Annotated in this window: 9 protein-coding genes and 1 pseudogene; 7 read left to right on the top strand and 3 right to left on the bottom strand. The window is 35.6% G+C overall.

The genetic code is table 11. From position 1 onward, the window contains the following. From WG67_RS08535 to rsmD, 7 genes are all read left to right on the top strand, one after another. On the top strand, positions 1-1499 hold a 1499-nt coding region (locus WG67_RS08535), incomplete at its 5' end, for a VirB4 family type IV secretion/conjugal transfer ATPase (RefSeq protein WP_458694904.1). After that, positions 1492-4056 carry a TrbL/VirB6 family protein gene (locus tag WG67_RS03660; RefSeq protein ID WP_070356926.1) on the top strand — a complete coding sequence of 855 codons (2565 nt, stop codon included), beginning with the start codon at positions 1492-1494 and terminating at the stop codon, positions 4054-4056. The genes WG67_RS08535 and WG67_RS03660, both read left to right, overlap by 8 nt. Before the next feature lie 9 nt (positions 4057-4065). After that, a complete protein-coding gene (locus tag WG67_RS03655; RefSeq protein WP_070356925.1) occupies positions 4066-6453 on the top strand; it encodes a TrbL/VirB6 family protein in 2388 nt (795 codons plus the stop codon). Then, positions 6450-9428 carry a TrbL/VirB6 family protein gene (locus WG67_RS03650; RefSeq protein WP_070356924.1) on the top strand — a complete coding sequence of 993 codons (2979 nt, stop codon included), beginning with the start codon at positions 6450-6452 and terminating at the stop codon, positions 9426-9428. The genes WG67_RS03655 and WG67_RS03650 overlap by 4 nt, the downstream gene beginning before the upstream one ends. A gap of 89 nt (positions 9429-9517) precedes the next feature. Next, positions 9518-13246 carry a type IV secretion system protein gene (locus tag WG67_RS03645; RefSeq protein ID WP_070356923.1) on the top strand — a complete coding sequence of 1243 codons (3729 nt, stop codon included), beginning with the start codon at positions 9518-9520 and terminating at the stop codon, positions 13244-13246. After that, positions 13236-13868, top strand: coding sequence for a WD_0853 family protein (locus WG67_RS03640; protein WP_010082417.1), 633 nt, complete (start codon positions 13236-13238; stop codon positions 13866-13868). The genes WG67_RS03645 and WG67_RS03640 overlap by 11 nt, the downstream gene beginning before the upstream one ends. Before the next feature lie 122 nt (positions 13869-13990). Continuing rightward, on the top strand, positions 13991-14539 hold the full coding sequence (gene rsmD, locus WG67_RS03635; RefSeq protein WP_010082416.1) for a 16S rRNA (guanine(966)-N(2))-methyltransferase RsmD: 549 nt from the start codon (positions 13991-13993) through the stop codon (positions 14537-14539). Here the strand turns inward: rsmD and WG67_RS03630 are convergent. The 3 genes and pseudogenes from WG67_RS03630 to WG67_RS03620 form a co-directional block, all read right to left on the bottom strand. Further along, positions 14536-14811, bottom strand: a pseudogene (locus WG67_RS03630) (hypothetical protein); the annotation flags it as partial. The gene rsmD and the pseudogene WG67_RS03630 sit on opposite strands and share 4 nt — an antisense overlap. A 22-nt stretch (positions 14812-14833) precedes the next feature. After that, a complete protein-coding gene (locus WG67_RS03625) occupies positions 14834-15424 on the bottom strand; it encodes a COQ9 family protein (RefSeq protein ID WP_010082414.1) in 591 nt (196 codons plus the stop codon). A gap of 6 nt (positions 15425-15430) precedes the next feature. Then, entirely contained in the window at positions 15431-16984 is a 1554-nt protein-coding gene (locus WG67_RS03620) for a Mur ligase family protein (protein WP_070356921.1), read from the bottom strand. Positions 16985-17707 lie beyond the last annotated feature (723 nt).

The raw sequence follows: 17707 nt of genomic DNA, 5'->3' as shown, positions 1-17707 counted from the left end.
TACAGCAAAATCGAATGATACAGTCTGCAGATAAAGCTATTTCTCAAATAGCAGAAATTTCTCAAGCGCTTGATGACGCAATGAGTGGTAAGATTGCGTTTGGTCAACATCACCTGACTATTTTATGTATAGAAAAAAGTCCTAAATCATTGGATAACGCTCTGTCGTTGGTAGAATCAGAGCTTTCTAATTGCGGTGTTTACCCTATACGTGAGAGAGTTAACCTTGAACCAGCATTTTGGGCGCAAATTCCTGGTAATTTCGATTATATAGTGAGAAAAGCTACAATAAGTAGTCTTAATTTGGCTGGATTTGCATCTCAACATAATTATCCTACTGGTAATAAATTCAATAACCACTGGGGAGATGCCGTTACAGTTTTTGACACGACATCTGGTACTCCATTTTTTTTCAACTTTCATATAAGGGATGTTGGACACACTATGATAATTGGCCCAACTGGTGCTGGTAAAACTGTTTTAATGAATTTCCTGTGTGCCCAAGCGATGAAGTTTTCTCCAAGGATATTCTTTTTTGATAAAGATCGCGGTGCAGAGATTTTCTTAAGAGCACTTAGTGGTATCTATACTGTAATAGAACCAAGAACTAAAACAAATTTTAATCCTTTACAACTTGATGATACCTCTGATAATAGAACATTTTTAATGGAGTGGATAAAGTCTTTAATTTCGGTATATAATGATAAATTTACTTCAGAAGATATTGCACGAATTAATGATGCAATTGAAGGAAATTTTAAATTAAGAAAAGAAGACAGATTCTTGAGAAACCTCGTACCGTTTTTAGGGCTTGCAGGTCCTGATACTCTAGCTGGGGCAATATCTATGTGGCATGATAATGGTTCTCATGCTGCAATATTTGACAATAAAGAAGATTTGCTAGATTTTTCACGAGCAAGAGTATTTGGTTTTGAGATGGCTAGCTTGCTCAAAGATCCTGTTGCTCTTGGACCGGTCTTGATTTATTTATTTCATAGGATTAGTATATCTCTTGATGGCACTCCATCTATTATCGTTCTTGATGAGGCATGGGCGTTAATAGATAATCCAGTTTTTGCACCCAAGATAAAAGACTGGTTGAAGGTACTGAGAAAACTAAATGCTTTTGTGATTTTTGCTACTCAGAGTGTTGAGGATGCAAGTAAAAGTACTATTAGCGATACGCTTGTACAACAAACAGCGACACAGATTTTTTTACCAAATCTGAAAGCTACTAGTGTCTATCGGGATGTTTTTATGTTAACTGAACGTGAATATATATTAATTAAGCACACAGATCCGAGTACTAGATTCTTTTTGGTGAAACAAGGAGTCAATGCTGTAGTAGCTAGAATAGACTTAAAAGGCCTGGATGATATAATCAACGTATTATCCGGACGTGCAGAAAGTGTTCTATTGTTACACGATATATTAAATGAAGTTGGGGACAACCCAAAAGTATGGTTGCCTATATTTTATCAGAAGGTAAAAAATGTTTAAGACTAAGCTGTCATTGCTATTAATTGCGATATTTTTACTAAATATAGACTTTTTACTCTCATATCCAGTGCTTGCAGATGGAGTAAGTGGTACTGACAAGACAGAATTTGTTAGCAGATTTAATTCCACTGGCAGTTTTAGTCGTGCCTCTAATCCTGATTGTGGAGCGTTTAAAACAGCTGCAGCACTTGCTGGAATAGCGATTGCTGTTGGCGCAATATTTACTGGCATTGTTTTGATCGTTTCTTCTGCTGGTTTGTTTACCGCTCTTGTTATTGTTGGAATGATAGCTGCAATTGTTGGAGTCTGGAAAGCGATAGGAGGGCTTGTTGTTTGTGAACATAGTTTTGTTAAACACCCAGTTGCACGTGATCATGATGGAAAATACAAAAATTTTAAATTAGAAGACACAGGTTATAGTGGCTGCACCAATGAAAATTACCAAACAGAAGAGGAATATTTTTCTTGTTTGCAAAATAAAGCTCGGGAAGACGTGAACAAAAAAGATTATGACGGGAAAAGAGCAGAAAAAGAAGCCTTAAATTCTAACGTTCAGGAGAGTACAGAGAGTTATTACTGGCCAAAAAATGGTGTGCAATACAGTGAATATATAGAAGTATGTCATCGAAACCCTTTAACTTTTGGTAATCTTTTTAATAAGGTAGACTTTAATTCCAGAGGAAAACCTGGATACATAGACTTTGATGTCAGGGAGAAAGACACTGGATACGTAGATGGGTCATGGTCCTCGAAGGTTGATGGTGGTCTGGAATGTAGAGTTCTCAAAGCAGGACAGAGCGAACCCATACATGGAGCTACATTCAAAGCAGTGAGAAAAACGGGCAGATTATGTGTGGAGTTAGCCAGTGTTAGCATGCTTGGTATCGAAATGACTCCTTGGCCGCAAGGGGTTGATATGGGGTGCACGGAATTGCCACCTGACCCACTTGCTCCTATGTGTGAAAAATCTGTGATGATATTCAAAAATAAAGATGGTACAGGAGAGGAAAAAGTTCCTATTGGTAATAATGATGACTATAAAACTATTATCAGATCTAAAGAAAAAAGACTCAACGGACAAGGGGGGAAAATTTTTGTAGGTTATGATAATGCTGGCTGTTTTAGCTCGTATGTTTCTGAAGCTTGTTATAACCAGGCAGGGAGTAAATCATTAGCTCCTATTCCCGTAACTTCTATGATAGTGCAATGCATTAAGGAATCGTTAGATAATTTAGTTGCAGGTAAAGGTGCACCAAATGGTGAGAGTTTTATATCTGTAGCACAGAAAAGGCTGAAAAACACTGTAACTGCTGTTTTAGTTTTAGCTTTAATACTGTTCTCTATAAAAGCCATGTCTGGTGGAGTTCAGAGGCCTCAAGAAATGTATATGTTGATCATAAAATTCGCTTTAGTGATTTACTTCACAACAGGCAGTACCATGTCTCATTATTATGGAGAATTAACTCGTCTCTCAAATGGTTTGTCAGAGATAGTGCTAAAAGCATCATCTGAAAGTAAAGGCATATGTAATTATAAAGCAGGTACAGATTATGAATATACTCGTGCAGGAAAGAGGGTATCTTACAGTTATCTTGCACCTTGGGATAGGCTTGATTGTAGAATTTTATTTTATTTAGGTGCCCCTTTAGATGGAATTGGTGGCAAAATTGGTACTGGAGGTGTTGCAACGTTAGCAGTCTTGCTTGGTGCTGCTCCTGTCTTATTAGTTGCAGGTTCGGTAATCGGTATTATTTTTGCTGGTGGACAAATTTTAGTAGCTCTTGTCTGTATATTTATGGCCGTTCTGATGATGATGGTTATTTTCTGGCTGTGCTATGTATTTATTTTATCTCTAGTTGCTTTAAGTGTAATCATCATTTTATCACCTTTGTTCATTCCTATGGTTTTATTCCAACACACCAAAGGATATTTTGAAGGCTGGGTGAAAGAGTTGATTACCTATAGCTTATACCCGGTTATCCTTTTTGCGTTTTTGTCCTTTATGTTCATAGCATGTGATAAAATCTATTTTAAAAATTTAAATTTTGAACTGGACGAGTCATATAAAAATGAACAACCGGACAAGTCATATGAAAAGAAACAAGCAGAAATCTCATATAGTAAGAAAAAACAGTGGTTTAAATTGAAAGATGGGGAATGTGATAAAAATGAAACTACTCTTGCATGTATGATGCAAAATTATAGCTTTAAAAAGAGCAGCATACTTGGTCTATTCGACTTTACATACATGGAGTTTGGCAGCTCTCTCATCGGAGAATTATTAAAATTGTGTTTAGTATTATTCCTCTTTTACCACTTTTTAAACATTCTTCCTGGCATGGCTGCTGAACTTGCTGGTAACCATAGAGCAGCACTTGGCTCAGGTCAGACACCTGGACAAATAGTGGGCAAAGCTTTATCTGCTGCCAAAGCTGCTGCTGGGGGTGTTGCTGGAGTTGCTGGTGCTGCTGCTAAGAAGTTGAGTGGTGGAGACAAGAGTAAATCTCGAGGTTCTGGTTCTAGTAGCTCCGAGAGTGTTAACAAAAGCACTGAATGAGTTGGATTTATGCTAAAATTTTTGCTGATAATACCGTTTTTTTTTCTGTCAGGCTGCGGGGAACATCACTGTATTAAGCCAGAAAATTTATCAGGTTTGCGTGAAAAACTAGATATAGTGTCAACAGAGCAGAAATGGGTTGATTCTGGTGTTAATATCTCAGATAGAATAAGAGTAACAGAGATTGATATAGTGCCTAGTAAGGTTAATTTTTGTCCTAAGCAGTATGCAGATTTTGCAATTGGGCCTGGGAGAAATGACGTTGCATTACCATTTGCACTTAAAAAAGGCGATACGATAAGCTTTAGTGTGATTGGAAGTAAAGTGTGTAAAGATAAAGAGAGTGAGACAAAAATCAGGTATTTGAAAATCGACGAAAAGTGTAGCGAGCAAGAAACGGAACATTTTGCACATGTTTTAAATCAAGAGAAATGCCAAGGTGGCAAGGATGGGATATGTCCTAATAAATATATAATAGGCGATGCGCAATGGTTGAGTGGAAGAGAGTACTGGTTTTCGAAGTTAGATCAAGATGAAAGAAAAAAGGAAATTGAAAATATTATTAACTCTATAAAACAAGGAGAGAATATAGATTGCAGTAAGCTTTCAGAGAGCAGTGCAAGTAAGATAGATACGCACATTTTAAATTCACTCTGTAGACGTATATGTAAATTTTCTTCTGGTCGTAGAGGCGAGGATTGCGTGTATATTGAATATAATAATATAGAAATTGAGCTATTCAATGCTTTAAATTCTAGTGGTGAATCTGTTGTTGCTGAAATTATTAGTAACGTATTAAAGGGAAAACAGGTAAAAACTGACATTACATTTCTAAAAGTTGGTATGGATAATGAAACTCTTGAACACATTCCAGGTGGTGGTTTATGTACTAGTTGTGATCATAAGATGGAGAATGACCATCAAATACCAAGTTTAACTTTTAGTCTATGTAGCAGAAATGACAAGAGGTGCTACAATACAAATGACAAAGGCGGGTTCAACATAAGAGTAACGAAGAACCATAGTCTGGAAAATAGCTTGTATATAAGTGTTTCCGATAAATTCCCTGAGCATAAGCCTGGTGAAAATCAAGCGGATATATCTGTAGATATCAGCAAAGTTCATGACATGGAAAACTTGAAAGGAAAATTAAAAGACAAAACAGGCACCATATATTACGGAATAAGAGACCATGGCTGCGATTACAAAAATGAAGGTCAATTTAGTATTAACCTAACAACTAAAGAGCCACCTACAAAAACTTTTAGTGCAATATATAATTTCTTTGATGAAAAAGTGAAAACTGCATTTTTCGGCTCTAATTATAAAGACCCTAACGCAATTCACTCTGATACTAGTCCTGTAAAGTCTCTTTACGAAAGTTTTATAAAATCAAGCAGAACAAATACCATTAGATCTACTATAATATCACTATTAGTACTATATATAATCTTATATACTCTTTATTACTTTTTTGGATTAACTCATATTTCTATATATGAGTTTTTAATTATATGCGTAAAGATAGGAATCATCGCCCAGCTATTGCAGGATAATAGCTGGGACTTTTTTTATAACAACGCATTCTCTATATTTATTAACACTCCAAAACAACTAATAGAAATAGCAAATTTTAGAGGCACTACTTCAAATGTTTTTGAGTTTCTTGATTTGCCGCTCAATAGGTTCTTGTCATCGCATTCAGTATTGTTAATAGTATCTCTTATATTTTCTGGCCCTTTGGGCATTGTATCTTTTTGCTTGGTGATTTGGGGTTTAATCACAGTGAGCTTATCTATTTTTAATGCCTTATTTTCTTTTATTACATCTATAGCAATAGTTGCGTTATTGCTTTCTTTAGCACCTATTTTTATTATTTGTCTTTTATTTGCGTATACTAGGCAGATGTTTCACAACTGGGTTAAAAATTTAGCAAGATTTGCGATTCATCCAGTAGTGCTTTTAATTTTTATATCACTGATAAGCCAGGTTATGGATTATATTGTGTATTCAGTATTTGATTTTGAGGTCTGCTCTACATGTATACTTAATATTAACTTAAAGATTTTTAACCCTTGTATTTTTTATGGTTATGCTTCCAAATATACACCTAATATTACCGCTATGATGGCTTTTGTTATTTTGGGACACGCTATGAAAGCTTTAGTTGAAGCTTCTTCGACAATATCTGACTCGTTGTTTGGTGCTTATGTACCAAGCGAACCTGGAAGACAGTATCAACAAAGCTTAATGGGAACAGTAGGGTTAGATGAACAAAGCGTTCAAAGAAGAGAAAGAGGAGGTGCTTCTCAACAGTCAGGTACGTCAAGACCTCAAATACCACAAGGGACTCAAAGGTCAACGCCTCAGATACCACCACCAGGAAGACAGCAATGATAAGTAAAAGATCACTATTGTTGATACTGTGTCTTGCAATCACTGGTTGTAACATGGATTGTGTCGAACCTGGGTTGCAGAGCAGAAACACTAGTGTTAACGTGGATGTTCCAGTTCATAAAGCTGGTGAAGAAGTTAAAATTCATTGGGTTGATTCTGGTCAAGTAATTAGTAAGGGTGAGGAAATCAAATTCACCCTCGATGGATCAGTAAATTTTTGCCCTTTTAAAGAAGACAAAAATCCAAGGAAAGTACTTGTGCCAGCTAGCTTTTGTGCTGATGGCTCAGAACCAAATTATAGTAAAGCTGCAAATATTAACGATGTGCCTAATAATTATGGCGTTGATGAAAAAGGCGTAAATAAAAACGAATTGTGCGGTGGTAAAGGATTTGGCAGCAATAGACGTTATGTAGACACTGGAATTAAAGTAAATCCTGGTGATAAGTTAAGCTTTAGCTTAGTTCCCAAAAAAATAACAATTGATTATGACAATCCAGGAGGGAAAGGTATCAGCTTTGATGACAATTGTTATAGAGCTGAAGAAGGAGGTGAAAAAGTGTCAGAAAGTGAAATATTGAATGTTAGCAAGCAAGAGGGAGAGGAATTTTTTTGTGAGGGCAAGGATGGAAAGAGAAATAAAATAAAATTTTTACCTCTTGATAAAACAAAAGCAAAGGAAAGCAAAGTGCTAGTTGGCAATGGGTACACTCCATATGATAATAAGGTACATTTTAATAAAGGTTATGTTAAAAACAACGAACCATGGATACATGGCTCGCTGTTCGATTTACGCCGAGCTAAAATAGGATTGAATGAGTTATGTGATGGAAAAAACTGTAGTTTGGATGAGAAAAAAAAGTACAGTTCTTATGAGCTTAATTGTTACTATCAGAATATATGCTATACTAGAAAAGGTATATGGAGCTATGATTCAGGTCGAGCAGGAGAACGGAACTGTGTCTCCTCTATAAGGTATAAGAAGTACGATAAAGGAAATAAATGTGATATGTATTCTTATCTAGAAAAAATGGAAGGGAATGTTAAAGCAGGTAGTTTTACTGAAGATGATAAATCTTGGGCTGAGGCTCTTGTTGCAAAAATTGGTGATCTTGGTGATCAAGATACTGATAAAGGTATGCAATGTCTTCCAGATAATGAAGTAGGTGCAAGAAAGGATAATGTGTGTTCGCAAATTAGTGACAATTTCGAGGATTTTTCTCTGAAATTAAATAGTGACTATGCAGTAAATGACAATGTAAAATATGGTAGTAGTGTGATGCTTGCTATAGCAGATTATGGTTACTATGGAGCTAATAGGGGCGGGTACCATGTTAAAGTGACTAGATCGTGTGAATATATCAATGGTGAAAAACTGTATGTGTATTTGGGTGATAACCCGCCAGGGGATCCATCTGCTCCAAAGACTAATGATTTCAAAAAAGTAGAGCACTTAGATAAAACAAAGGATAAGGTATATTATATAATAGATGGAGGTCTTTTAACAGATGAATGCAAAGACAAAAAACCTATAACAGATGAATGCAAACCTAAGAAGATATATTTCGGCATCAATGTAAGCAACGTAGAGAAAGATGACATTACGGACAAAAATGGCAAATATTACGAAAACAATAAGTATAGTGTAACTTTATTTGTCAAAAGAAAAATTAATGATTTTATTTCATCGAATGTAAACGGGGTATTTAAATTTATAAAAGAAGAAGTAATTGGGGACAGCGTTAAAGATTCATACAAAGGATATGCAAGAGGTCTTCTTCAGGGGGTAAGAGCTTTACTTACTCTATACATTATATTTACTGTCATTGGCTATATGCTTGGAACAATACAGCTAAGTAAATTTGATTTCATTGTAAGAATGTTCAAGATAGCATTTATAGCTTTTGCCTTTAGCGATAGAAGCTGGGAACTTTTTGGTACAACTTTATCCAGACTTTTTATAGATGGTAGCACTTATTTGGTTGATAGCTTTTCTGGCTATATAGGGGAAGGGGGGAGAAAATTTGCATTCTTAGACTTGACAGCAGGAGTATTATTCACAGCAGAAACTTGGTTAAAGTTTTTATCATTGATGCTCTCTGGTCCTTTTGGCTTTATTGCATTTTTGGCAATACTCTACGCTACTTTTATTTTCTTAAAATGCATTATTAGCGCTACGTTTAAATATGTAATATCTACTGTTCTAGTGGCGTTTTTACTGTCATTAACACCTTTATTTATCGTATTTATTCTATTTCAAAAGACTAAACCCTTGTTTGATAATTGGATAAAAACGTTGGCTCATGTTTCATTAGAACCAGTCATTTTATTTTCATTTTTATCTCTTTTAAATCAGTTGATGTATTCAGTTTTATATAACCTCACAAATTTTTCTGCATGCTATCAATGTTTAATTAGCGTAAATTTCTTATCGTATGATCTGTGCTTGATGAAATCAATACTGCCTCTTGGATACAGTCCTGGCACTAGCGTTGATGTTGCACTCAGTACCGGAGAAAGGGCTGGTGGACACTTTGCAGCATTACCTATAGACCTAATCCAGGCGTTTATATACCTCATTATTGCCGGTGCAATGGAAGCTTTTGTTTCTATATCGGAAACTATGGTACAAACACTATTTAGCTCTGGTTATGGAGTTACTGGCGGTGTTGGTACAGTTGCTAAGAGCGCATCGCAAGCTATGCTGTCAACCGTTGGCCTTGATGATAAGACCCAAAGTATGATACAGAGTATCAAGCAGAAAATGAGTAAAGATCGGGGAAAAATTGAGGCTAAATTACCTAACACGCCAAAGCAACCAGACAAAAAAGAAGATTCTAAAGGAAGTTCTGATAAAACAACGAGTGATAGACCTGAAACATTAAAACAATCAGATCAGCAAAAAAATTCTGATGAAACAATAAGAAGTGATCCTAGTGCTAAAGCTAAAAACAAGGAAGAAAATGGAGAGGAGTAAGATATAAATGATATTATGGAGTAACTAATTAAAAAGATATTTTAAGTAAAGTTTTAGAAATTTATTCTGTATTTGGAAAAAGTTTAGATATGCAATCACGTTTAGGCAAATGTTGGTTTAGGGTATTACTTCTTGCAGCTTATGTGCTGATCACAGGTTGTAGTAAAAACGATATGCCTTTTCCAAGGTGTATATCTGCTGACTATTTTGGTCCTAAACCTATTGCAGTAAGCGCTCATTTTTCAAGCGACCACGATGCGTTTATTCCAGGAGATGGAGAAGTTATTGATCCTGAAACTGGCGAAATTAATTATGGTTTTCACCATAACCAAGTGGTGAAGTGGGAGGATACCGGACTCGAAACCAATGGAGATAGTTTAAAAGTGCGAGTTAATGGTGCATGGACATCTTGGAGTAATAATAACAAGAAGGAATCTAAAAAAGGCAGTTATACCTTACAAAGCTTGGAGCAGTTAAAATATGCAACTAAATTTGAAGGTAAACAAAGTGATAATAGTTTACCTAATTTTCACTTAGTTTGTAATGATTATAAACCTAGCATACAAAAATTTTCAAGTAAGCCTAATGCAAGTTGCACTGTAAATTGCAAGTGCATTAATGAAGATGATAGTGCAAATACAGTATCACGTGGTGCTCCATGTTGGTTTACCAACGGTCATGGTGCTTATCTTTTGTTTCAAACGGGGAAAGATGATCCTAACGAAAATCTAAAGTTAATGCGCGATCCTCAATATCCTACTGTACATCTAGGTTATAACTCCACAGCAGAGGGCGACAATGGGTTTTTTACTTTAGACAGAGATAACACTAAATTAAAGGACAGAAATTGTAATGAGTTGAAGTTAAAAAAGGGATGGAAAATATATGTAAAAATATTAGATAGATATTACTTAGATAATGTAGGTGGCTACTCTTTTGAGTTCTTAAGTGGAGTGCAGCAGCCAAGTAGTTTTGGGTTTTTTGATTACATTTATAACTATCTAAAATGTGTATTATTGATTAACGAAAATTGCAAAGAACATTTTAATAGCAATGATCCTGCAGTTGCACAAGCTATGTTCGAAAATATAGCTGAAAAAAGTACGAGCTTTCACAATTTTGTTCTTTCCTTGCTTGTTCTATTTGTAATGATTTCATCGCTTCTTTATCTTTTTGGCATGATACGAGAAACTAAGCATGATATGCTCATCAGAATGATGAAAATCACTCTAGTAATAGTGCTTATATCTCCTGGAAGTTTTAGATTTTTCTATGATCATTTTCTTGTTTTATTCGTTAAAGGTCTTGAACAATTGATAAGTGTAATTACTAACTTTGCTCCCAACATGAACACCGGAAGTATTGCTCAAGGAGATGAAGCTAAGTTGTTTAGCTTCATGGAGGACATGTTCAATAAATTTTTTGCTTATTCTGTTTGGAAAAAGTTTGCAGCGTTTTTACATTACCAAATGTGGGCAAGCCTTCTTATGATACCGGCAATTTTCATAGGGATTGTACTATACTTCTTGTTGTGCTTGTATGCTTACATAATATTTCTCTCTGGCTTTATGGGTATAGCTTTTCTTATAGCTATCATGCCACTGTTTCTAATTTCTATTTTATTTTCACCGCTGAAAAGTCTATTTGAAGGTTGGATAAAATTCTGCATCAGTTTTTGTTTACAATCGATTATGATATTTACTCTCTTGTCATTGTTGGCTTCAATGATAATGAACACCTTTTATAGACAACTAGGTTTTACTGTATGCTACAATAAATGGTTCGAGGTAAAGTTATGTGCTCCAAAATGGGTGTTTGGCGGTTTTTGTATCGTTGATAAGCAGTACTTTGGTTGGACCCCAGGGCAAATTTTTGTACCTTACACTCTTGGAGAAGCTTCTTCTCTTAACATAGATAAAAGTATAGAAGGTATAGAAAAGATAAGCAGAGAAGGTGGTACAATAAAATTTACTGGTGGTGCTGGATATATCCCGCTTCCACCAGATTACCCTAAAGATAAAAATGGTGAACATATAAAAGGGTTTCGTTATATAGATTATCCTTTCTTTAATCCAATTCCTGGAACTAAAGATAATCCAGCAGACCACTATATTGCAGAAAGTGATATGGTAGTTAGTAATGGCTGTAGTGAAAAAGATCTAGTGCGCTTAACAAATAGTTTATCTCATGCATCAGAGAGGGCTGACATTATATTACTGATCAACAATATAGAGAAAAGGATAGGTGATGTTAGTGAAATAATAAAACGCTACTGTCAAGATATAAATAAATGCAATAGTTATAGGGAAATAATTAATGAAATAAGATCTTTAGTGCGGAGTGCGGTAGAAAAACAAGGTTGTAGAATACTGAAACTTCATGATTTATATAAGGATCCCAACAGTGAATACTGTCAGAAATGTAAAGATTGTGAGGATTGCAAAAATTATCAAGAAAATAGCGATTACCAAAGGGTGCAAGACATACAGAGAGGTTATTTAATCAATGCAGGGGAAATCTTTATACTATTCTTGCTTTCATTTTTAATGTTCTCCTTACGCACGTTCGTACAACAAATGGGCTCAAGTATCGCTGGTGGTGGATTCAGCGTTTACAATATATCTAGTATGTATCAGGCATCGCCTTTGACTGGCATAATGGAAGGATTCAAACAGCAGTGGCAAAATTTTGCTGGTAGAGGACTTGAGTCTTTAGGCAGTTGGGCTACTCATTTACCGGATAGATTAGCCGGAGGTGCAGCTAATCTGCTGGGGAGAGTACCAAGAGTTGGAGGAGTGCTGAAATACGCTATTGATGTGCCACGTAAATTTGTAGGTGCTACTATTGAAGCAACGAGGTTTGCAACATCGCCTGAAAATGATGTTGATAAGCTCGAGGAAAAAATTTACAGGGCATTTGGAGTTGATAAGGAAGATATTACACACAGAAGGATCGGTAAATATTTAGATTATTATAAAGGATACGTAGGATCACATTTGGGCTATACAATAGAAGATGCTATGAAGTTTACTTGGGAGCATGGTCTTGACTCTATAGGAAAGCATGGCTATGATCATAACCTACTCTATAGAGCAAAAGAATATAGGCGAGATTTCTTAGAGAAGCTTCATGATTACACTATCGGCCGTAAGAGAGAACCAGAAAAAGACAATCCTGATCAATCAAATAAGGTAGAACGAGAGTTAGGCACGGAACTAGTAAGAGATAACCATGATCAGCCACTAGAAGAAGGCGACCCTCTTCGACTACGAGGGGGAGGTCAGCCAGATAAGGTAGTACGAGAACTAAGCACAGAACAAGAAGACAAGCCTAATCAACTACAGCATGATCAGCCAACAGAAGAAGATAAGCCTGATCAATCAAATGAAGTGACACGAAATTTAGGCACGGAACCAAAAGGTTCAGATGAAATTGATGATTTTGGATCTGCTTTTGAAGGTATGGAAAAACGTGCTGAAAGAGAAGGCAGAAGAAATCAAGATAAAGTTTACAACCTCTCACCACTTTTTGAAATGAACACTCCAGAAGCTGTAGAAAAACGTGCTGAAAGAGCTAGAAGAAAAGAAGAAAGAGATCGAAAAGACGAAGTTTATAATCTTAAGCCTTTATTTAAAGAACCAAAAAATCCAGAAGAGTACGTTAAGGCACTTTTTGAAATGAATACCCAGGAAGCTATAAAAAAATGTGCTGAAAGAGAGGAAAAAAGAAATCGAGAAGACAGTAAAAGGAAATTACCGGAACCAATGAGGAAACCAGATGCAAAAGGAGATGAGAAGAGGATTGAAGATGAAGACTAATAAAAATTTCAAAGGCCTTGATTATTATAAATTGCAGCAAGACAAAGATGGCAACATAAAGTTAAATGACTACGACGACATTTTAAATGCGCGTAGGGCAAGGGTAGACTTGTTGCGGGATAACACATCACTTGACAAGGATGTCAATTTTGCTAAATTGAATAAAGCTTTGAGTGAGAAATTTGTAGATAATCATAGTTTATTGTCTGAATTTGATAAGGAAGACAAAGAGATTGTACAAGAAAGGATTAAGGTGTTTAGTATTTTAGAAAGTCTTGAAGACCTTAAAAGCGTGAAAAGTGAAGATCTGTTAGAGGTTAGCTTACTGCTGTCAGATCTTAGCTTCATAGAGAGAAATGTTGTACTAAATACCGATCAGAATTCTGATCTAGCAGGATTTAAAAACCTATTTATTGAAAAAAAAGCATCTGGTGAAGAGTATAGTGAAGAAGAATGTAGAGGCTTTCTTGATAATATAGATAAAATCAATACTATAATTAAGTTAGAGTTAGAAAGCAGAATTGAAGGGCTAAATCATGATGAAAAAAATGATCATGATGATTTACAAGATGAGATTGGTCAAGCAATTAATGCAGCAGGCAAATCAGAAAAAGATAACTGATGAGTCTTGTGTTTGTGTTTTTCTTACAAGCGACTCGATAGCTTCTCTCTATTAAACTGCTAAAGCCATATTGACATTAATCATATAGTATAAATAATTAATTATTTTGGAGCTTATTTAATATGCTACGCATCATTGCAGGCAAATATCGCGGAAGAAAAATAACTACAGGTAAGCATTTAGCTGCACGACCAACTATGAGTATTGTTCGAGAAGCAATATTTAGTATACTTTCCTCAAGAAAACCTATTTATAACTTGAATGTACTTGATTTGTTCTGCGGAAGTGGCTCTTTTTCATTTGAAGCGCTTTCTCGCGGCGCTAAACATGCATTCATGGTGGATTCAGATTATTACAATTTGCAACTGCCTAAAAAAACAGCAGAAGATTTTGGAATTACGGACAATGTTACGCTAATTTGCTGCAGTGCTAACTGCTTACCAAAACCTATTTCAAAATGCGACATAGTTTTTATAGACCCACCTTACAATAGCAATCTAGTTGAATCAACGTTGAATGGACTAGCTAACTCAGGCTGGTTAAGTGATGATGCATTGATAATTCTAGAGATTAGGAAAAACGAAGGTTTTGAGTGCAATAAAGACTTTAGTATAATCTTGGAACGTATTTACGGTATAGCAAGAATAATTTTTCTTTCTCTATCAACTTAAACTTGCATATACTTTTCATTGATGAGTTCCAGTTCTATTTTCGTCAAGTTTCCGGAGAAATTACTTATTCTGTACTGCCCTAGATCAAAATTTTTATTAAATTCAGAGTCTATTAAATGTTCATGTGCTTCTTCAATAAATTTATTTTCTTTTTCTTCGTAACTGGTGTATTTTGTTGTACCATTATTATCCTCACAATAAACTAAATGTTCTTTATGATCAGCATGAATATTTTTATTTTCACAAACCTTTTCAGGATCGTGCTCAAGTACTTTTCTACCAACAATCAATAGCTTATAAGAAATTTCCTATGATTCCTTTTAAGCGAGTTTTGAATTTTTGAAATGTCATGACATTGTTGATACGGTTATCAAGAAACGATAAAGTATCCACAAAATCTTCTGAATAATCATTGATAAAAAAAAGTATCGTACTTAAGTACACTCCAGCTAATATTGCTCTTTTTGTATAGTAGTTAAAATCTGTTGATTGGTCATGAATGCCATACCAAATCGCACTAATAGTTCTGTATAAAAGTTTACTAGAAAAATATGTATTTTTTGGTGATACGGAGAATGATAAAACATTTTTTAAAAGTTCTCTATAATTCGGTAGCTTAGCATAGTTTGAAAGGTGTATTTGAATAGCTAACTTTACTCGCTCTCGCACTTTCATATCTTCTAAATTAGAATTTCTTAATTCAGCTTCCATTGAGCTATTTAAGTCCTCTGCTATGTGCTCCAAAGCGCTATATATTCCATTCTGAAATTTGCAAAAGCTATTAGCTAGATTAAGGTCAGTGCACACCTTTAATAGGGTTTCATCGCTTATCCCTTCAAATGGAATAACCCTAATTAGCTTATCTATTATTAACTTTTGTTCCACGCAACATCATACTAAACAGCATGTGTGATTGTACCTGAGATTTTCAAACATTCTACAAAATGCTTCACCACGTTCCTCGAAATTTTTCCATTGATCAAAAGAAGCACACGCGGGAGAAAGTAATATTGTTACTTCTTCTGCGCTATTTAAGGCCTCTGCAAAAGCCAATCTGAATGCATCTTCTAGATTGCAACATTTAACATAATCTACTTTATTCTCCATAACATTTGCAAAAGCTTCGGTTGATTCTCCAATAAGAAAAGCTTTTCTAACCCTTGTAAAATGCTTGCTTAATGATTCTATTCCACCTTTTTTGCTTCTTCCACCAGCGATCCAATTTATGTTTTCATAAGATAAGATCGCCTTTTCGCTCGATTTTGCATTAGTTGCTTTGCTATCGTTCACGAAAAACACATTTCTTATTTTGCCAAGCAGTTCATTCCTATGCCTCAGTCCTGAAAAGGACTTGATTCCATTGATAATAGTGTTGCTATCTACTCCAAGTACCTTACATACGGCATATGTGGCTGCTATGTTTTCTGCGTTGGATATTAGGTTTATTTTCACGTCGCTTACTGATAAGCTATGATTCTCTAGTTTTAACGAGATCTTCTGGATCCCAGTGCCCCTTTTGTCATCCAAGTAGCTGACACTGGGATCCAGATAATTTCGATCTATACCAGTAATCTGTTCACTATAATCAAGCAAATTGTTACCTGCCAATGATATTAGATCTCTTGCACCACCCTCTGTCATCTGAGTAGTTGGCAATGGTTTTTCTTTTCTGGATTCCAGCGTCACGCGCTGGAATGACATCGGGGAATATGTTACTGAGATTGGAATTTTGTCTCCAGTGAATTTGTTGAATATATCAGCAGTAATCTCATTGTCACATCCTATTACGGCAACCTCACTACCGTTTATCAGTTTTAATTTAGTTGCTATGTAGTTCTCCATACTTCCATGCCTATCTATGTGATCTGGTGTAATATTGAGCAGTGCTGAAATGTCCACGTTAATTTCATTCATCAACTCCAATTGAAAAGAGGAGAGTTCGATTACATAAATTTCTGCATCTCTTTCTAGATCCAAAACAGGAACGCCTAAATTTCCACCAATAGCTACTTTTTTCCCTGCAGATTTTAATATGTGCCCTATTAGTGATGTAGTGGTTGATTTACCATTTGTTCCTGTGACGCCTATTACCTTCTGGTTCGTAGTTTTAGCTTCAAGAAATAGCTCAATGTCTGATTTTATTTTGCAATCAAATCTCCTTGCAAGTTTTACTATCCAATGTGGCTCTGTTGGCACTCCAGGGCTTAAAACCAATGCACTGACCTCATGCCAATTGTATTCCTTGGGATGAATAAAATTACATTTTTTATACATCATTTTTGCATTTGCTATTTGCTCTTCATGATCATCCCATGCATATATTCTTCCACCACTCTTTGTTAGAGCGTTAATGGCGGATAAACCAGTTTTACCAAGACCAAAAACTGCGACGTTTTGATTTTTGTATTTGTTTAGTTGCACTGCTAGATAACTTATGCGAACCATTTTATAAAGATATCGTACAAATTACAACAGACTTCTTTCGTAGGTTACAACTGTCATTCAATAGAAACAAAAAACTTACTTGACAAACTCCGCCAGCGCCCTTATCATGAAACTGAAGCTATTGTATTTGCTTTCGCCAATCTGCAGATTAAAAGGTAAGGATTACTTAATGTATCGGCGTCTTATGTTCAATTTTTTGCAGTATATAGATACTGTATGTCTTTACAAAACTTCATCTACATCTAGATTTTTATCTAAATAAGCTGAACGCGCTTATAAAGCGTTACAAGACATCAAAAAATGCCAATACTCGACAGAGATAGTAAAAGACTAGCTAACTCGGGGATTCTTTGTCTTTTTTTCTGCTTGGTAAATTTCTTAAACATTTGCAGCGTAGGTTAGTTGCAATTAAAAGCAACTGAATTTCGCTTGTCAAGCGTTTAAAACATAAAAAACGCCAATATTTTAAAGCAGATAATAACCACGGGGCTTCTTTTGCCTTTTTTTTCGCTTAGTAAATTTCTTAACGTTTGTAGCTAAACAACAACCGTCATCCCGCTACTTGTTAGCGGGATCTCTTGTTAGCGGCTGANNTACCGCGAATGAATCGCGGTATGACGGTTCGTGGCGGTATAGCAGTTCGTCATCCCGCTACGTGTTAGCGGGATCTAGAGATACCGCGGCGGTATGACGTAGAGCTCGCGTTAGCTATACTTTTATGCT

Origin of the sequence: Wolbachia endosymbiont of Drosophila incompta (assembly GCF_001758565.1) — a bacterium.
Lineage (GTDB): Bacteria > Pseudomonadota > Alphaproteobacteria > Rickettsiales > Anaplasmataceae > Wolbachia > Wolbachia pipientis.
Note: the sequence above shows the minus strand (reverse complement) of the source record. Positions and strands in the feature narration are given on the sequence as shown.

Bases quoted from the DNA above. Each gene is read 5' to 3' on its own strand.
- WG67_RS03660 (WP_070356926.1), top strand. From the start codon at position 1,492: ATGTTTAAGACTAAGCTGTCATTGCTATTAATTGCGATATTTTTACTA.
- WG67_RS03655 (WP_070356925.1), top strand. From the start codon at position 4,066: ATGCTAAAATTTTTGCTGATAATACCGTTTTTTTTTCTGTCAGGCTGC.
- WG67_RS03650 (WP_070356924.1), top strand. From the start codon at position 6,450: ATGATAAGTAAAAGATCACTATTGTTGATACTGTGTCTTGCAATCACT.
- WG67_RS03645 (WP_070356923.1), top strand. From the start codon at position 9,518: ATGCAATCACGTTTAGGCAAATGTTGGTTTAGGGTATTACTTCTTGCA.
- WG67_RS03640 (WP_010082417.1), top strand. From the start codon at position 13,236: ATGAAGACTAATAAAAATTTCAAAGGCCTTGATTATTATAAATTGCAG.
- rsmD (WP_010082416.1), top strand. From the start codon at position 13,991: ATGCTACGCATCATTGCAGGCAAATATCGCGGAAGAAAAATAACTACA.
- WG67_RS03620 (WP_070356921.1), bottom strand. From the start codon at position 16,984: ATGGTTCGCATAAGTTATCTAGCAGTGCAACTAAACAAATACAAAAAT.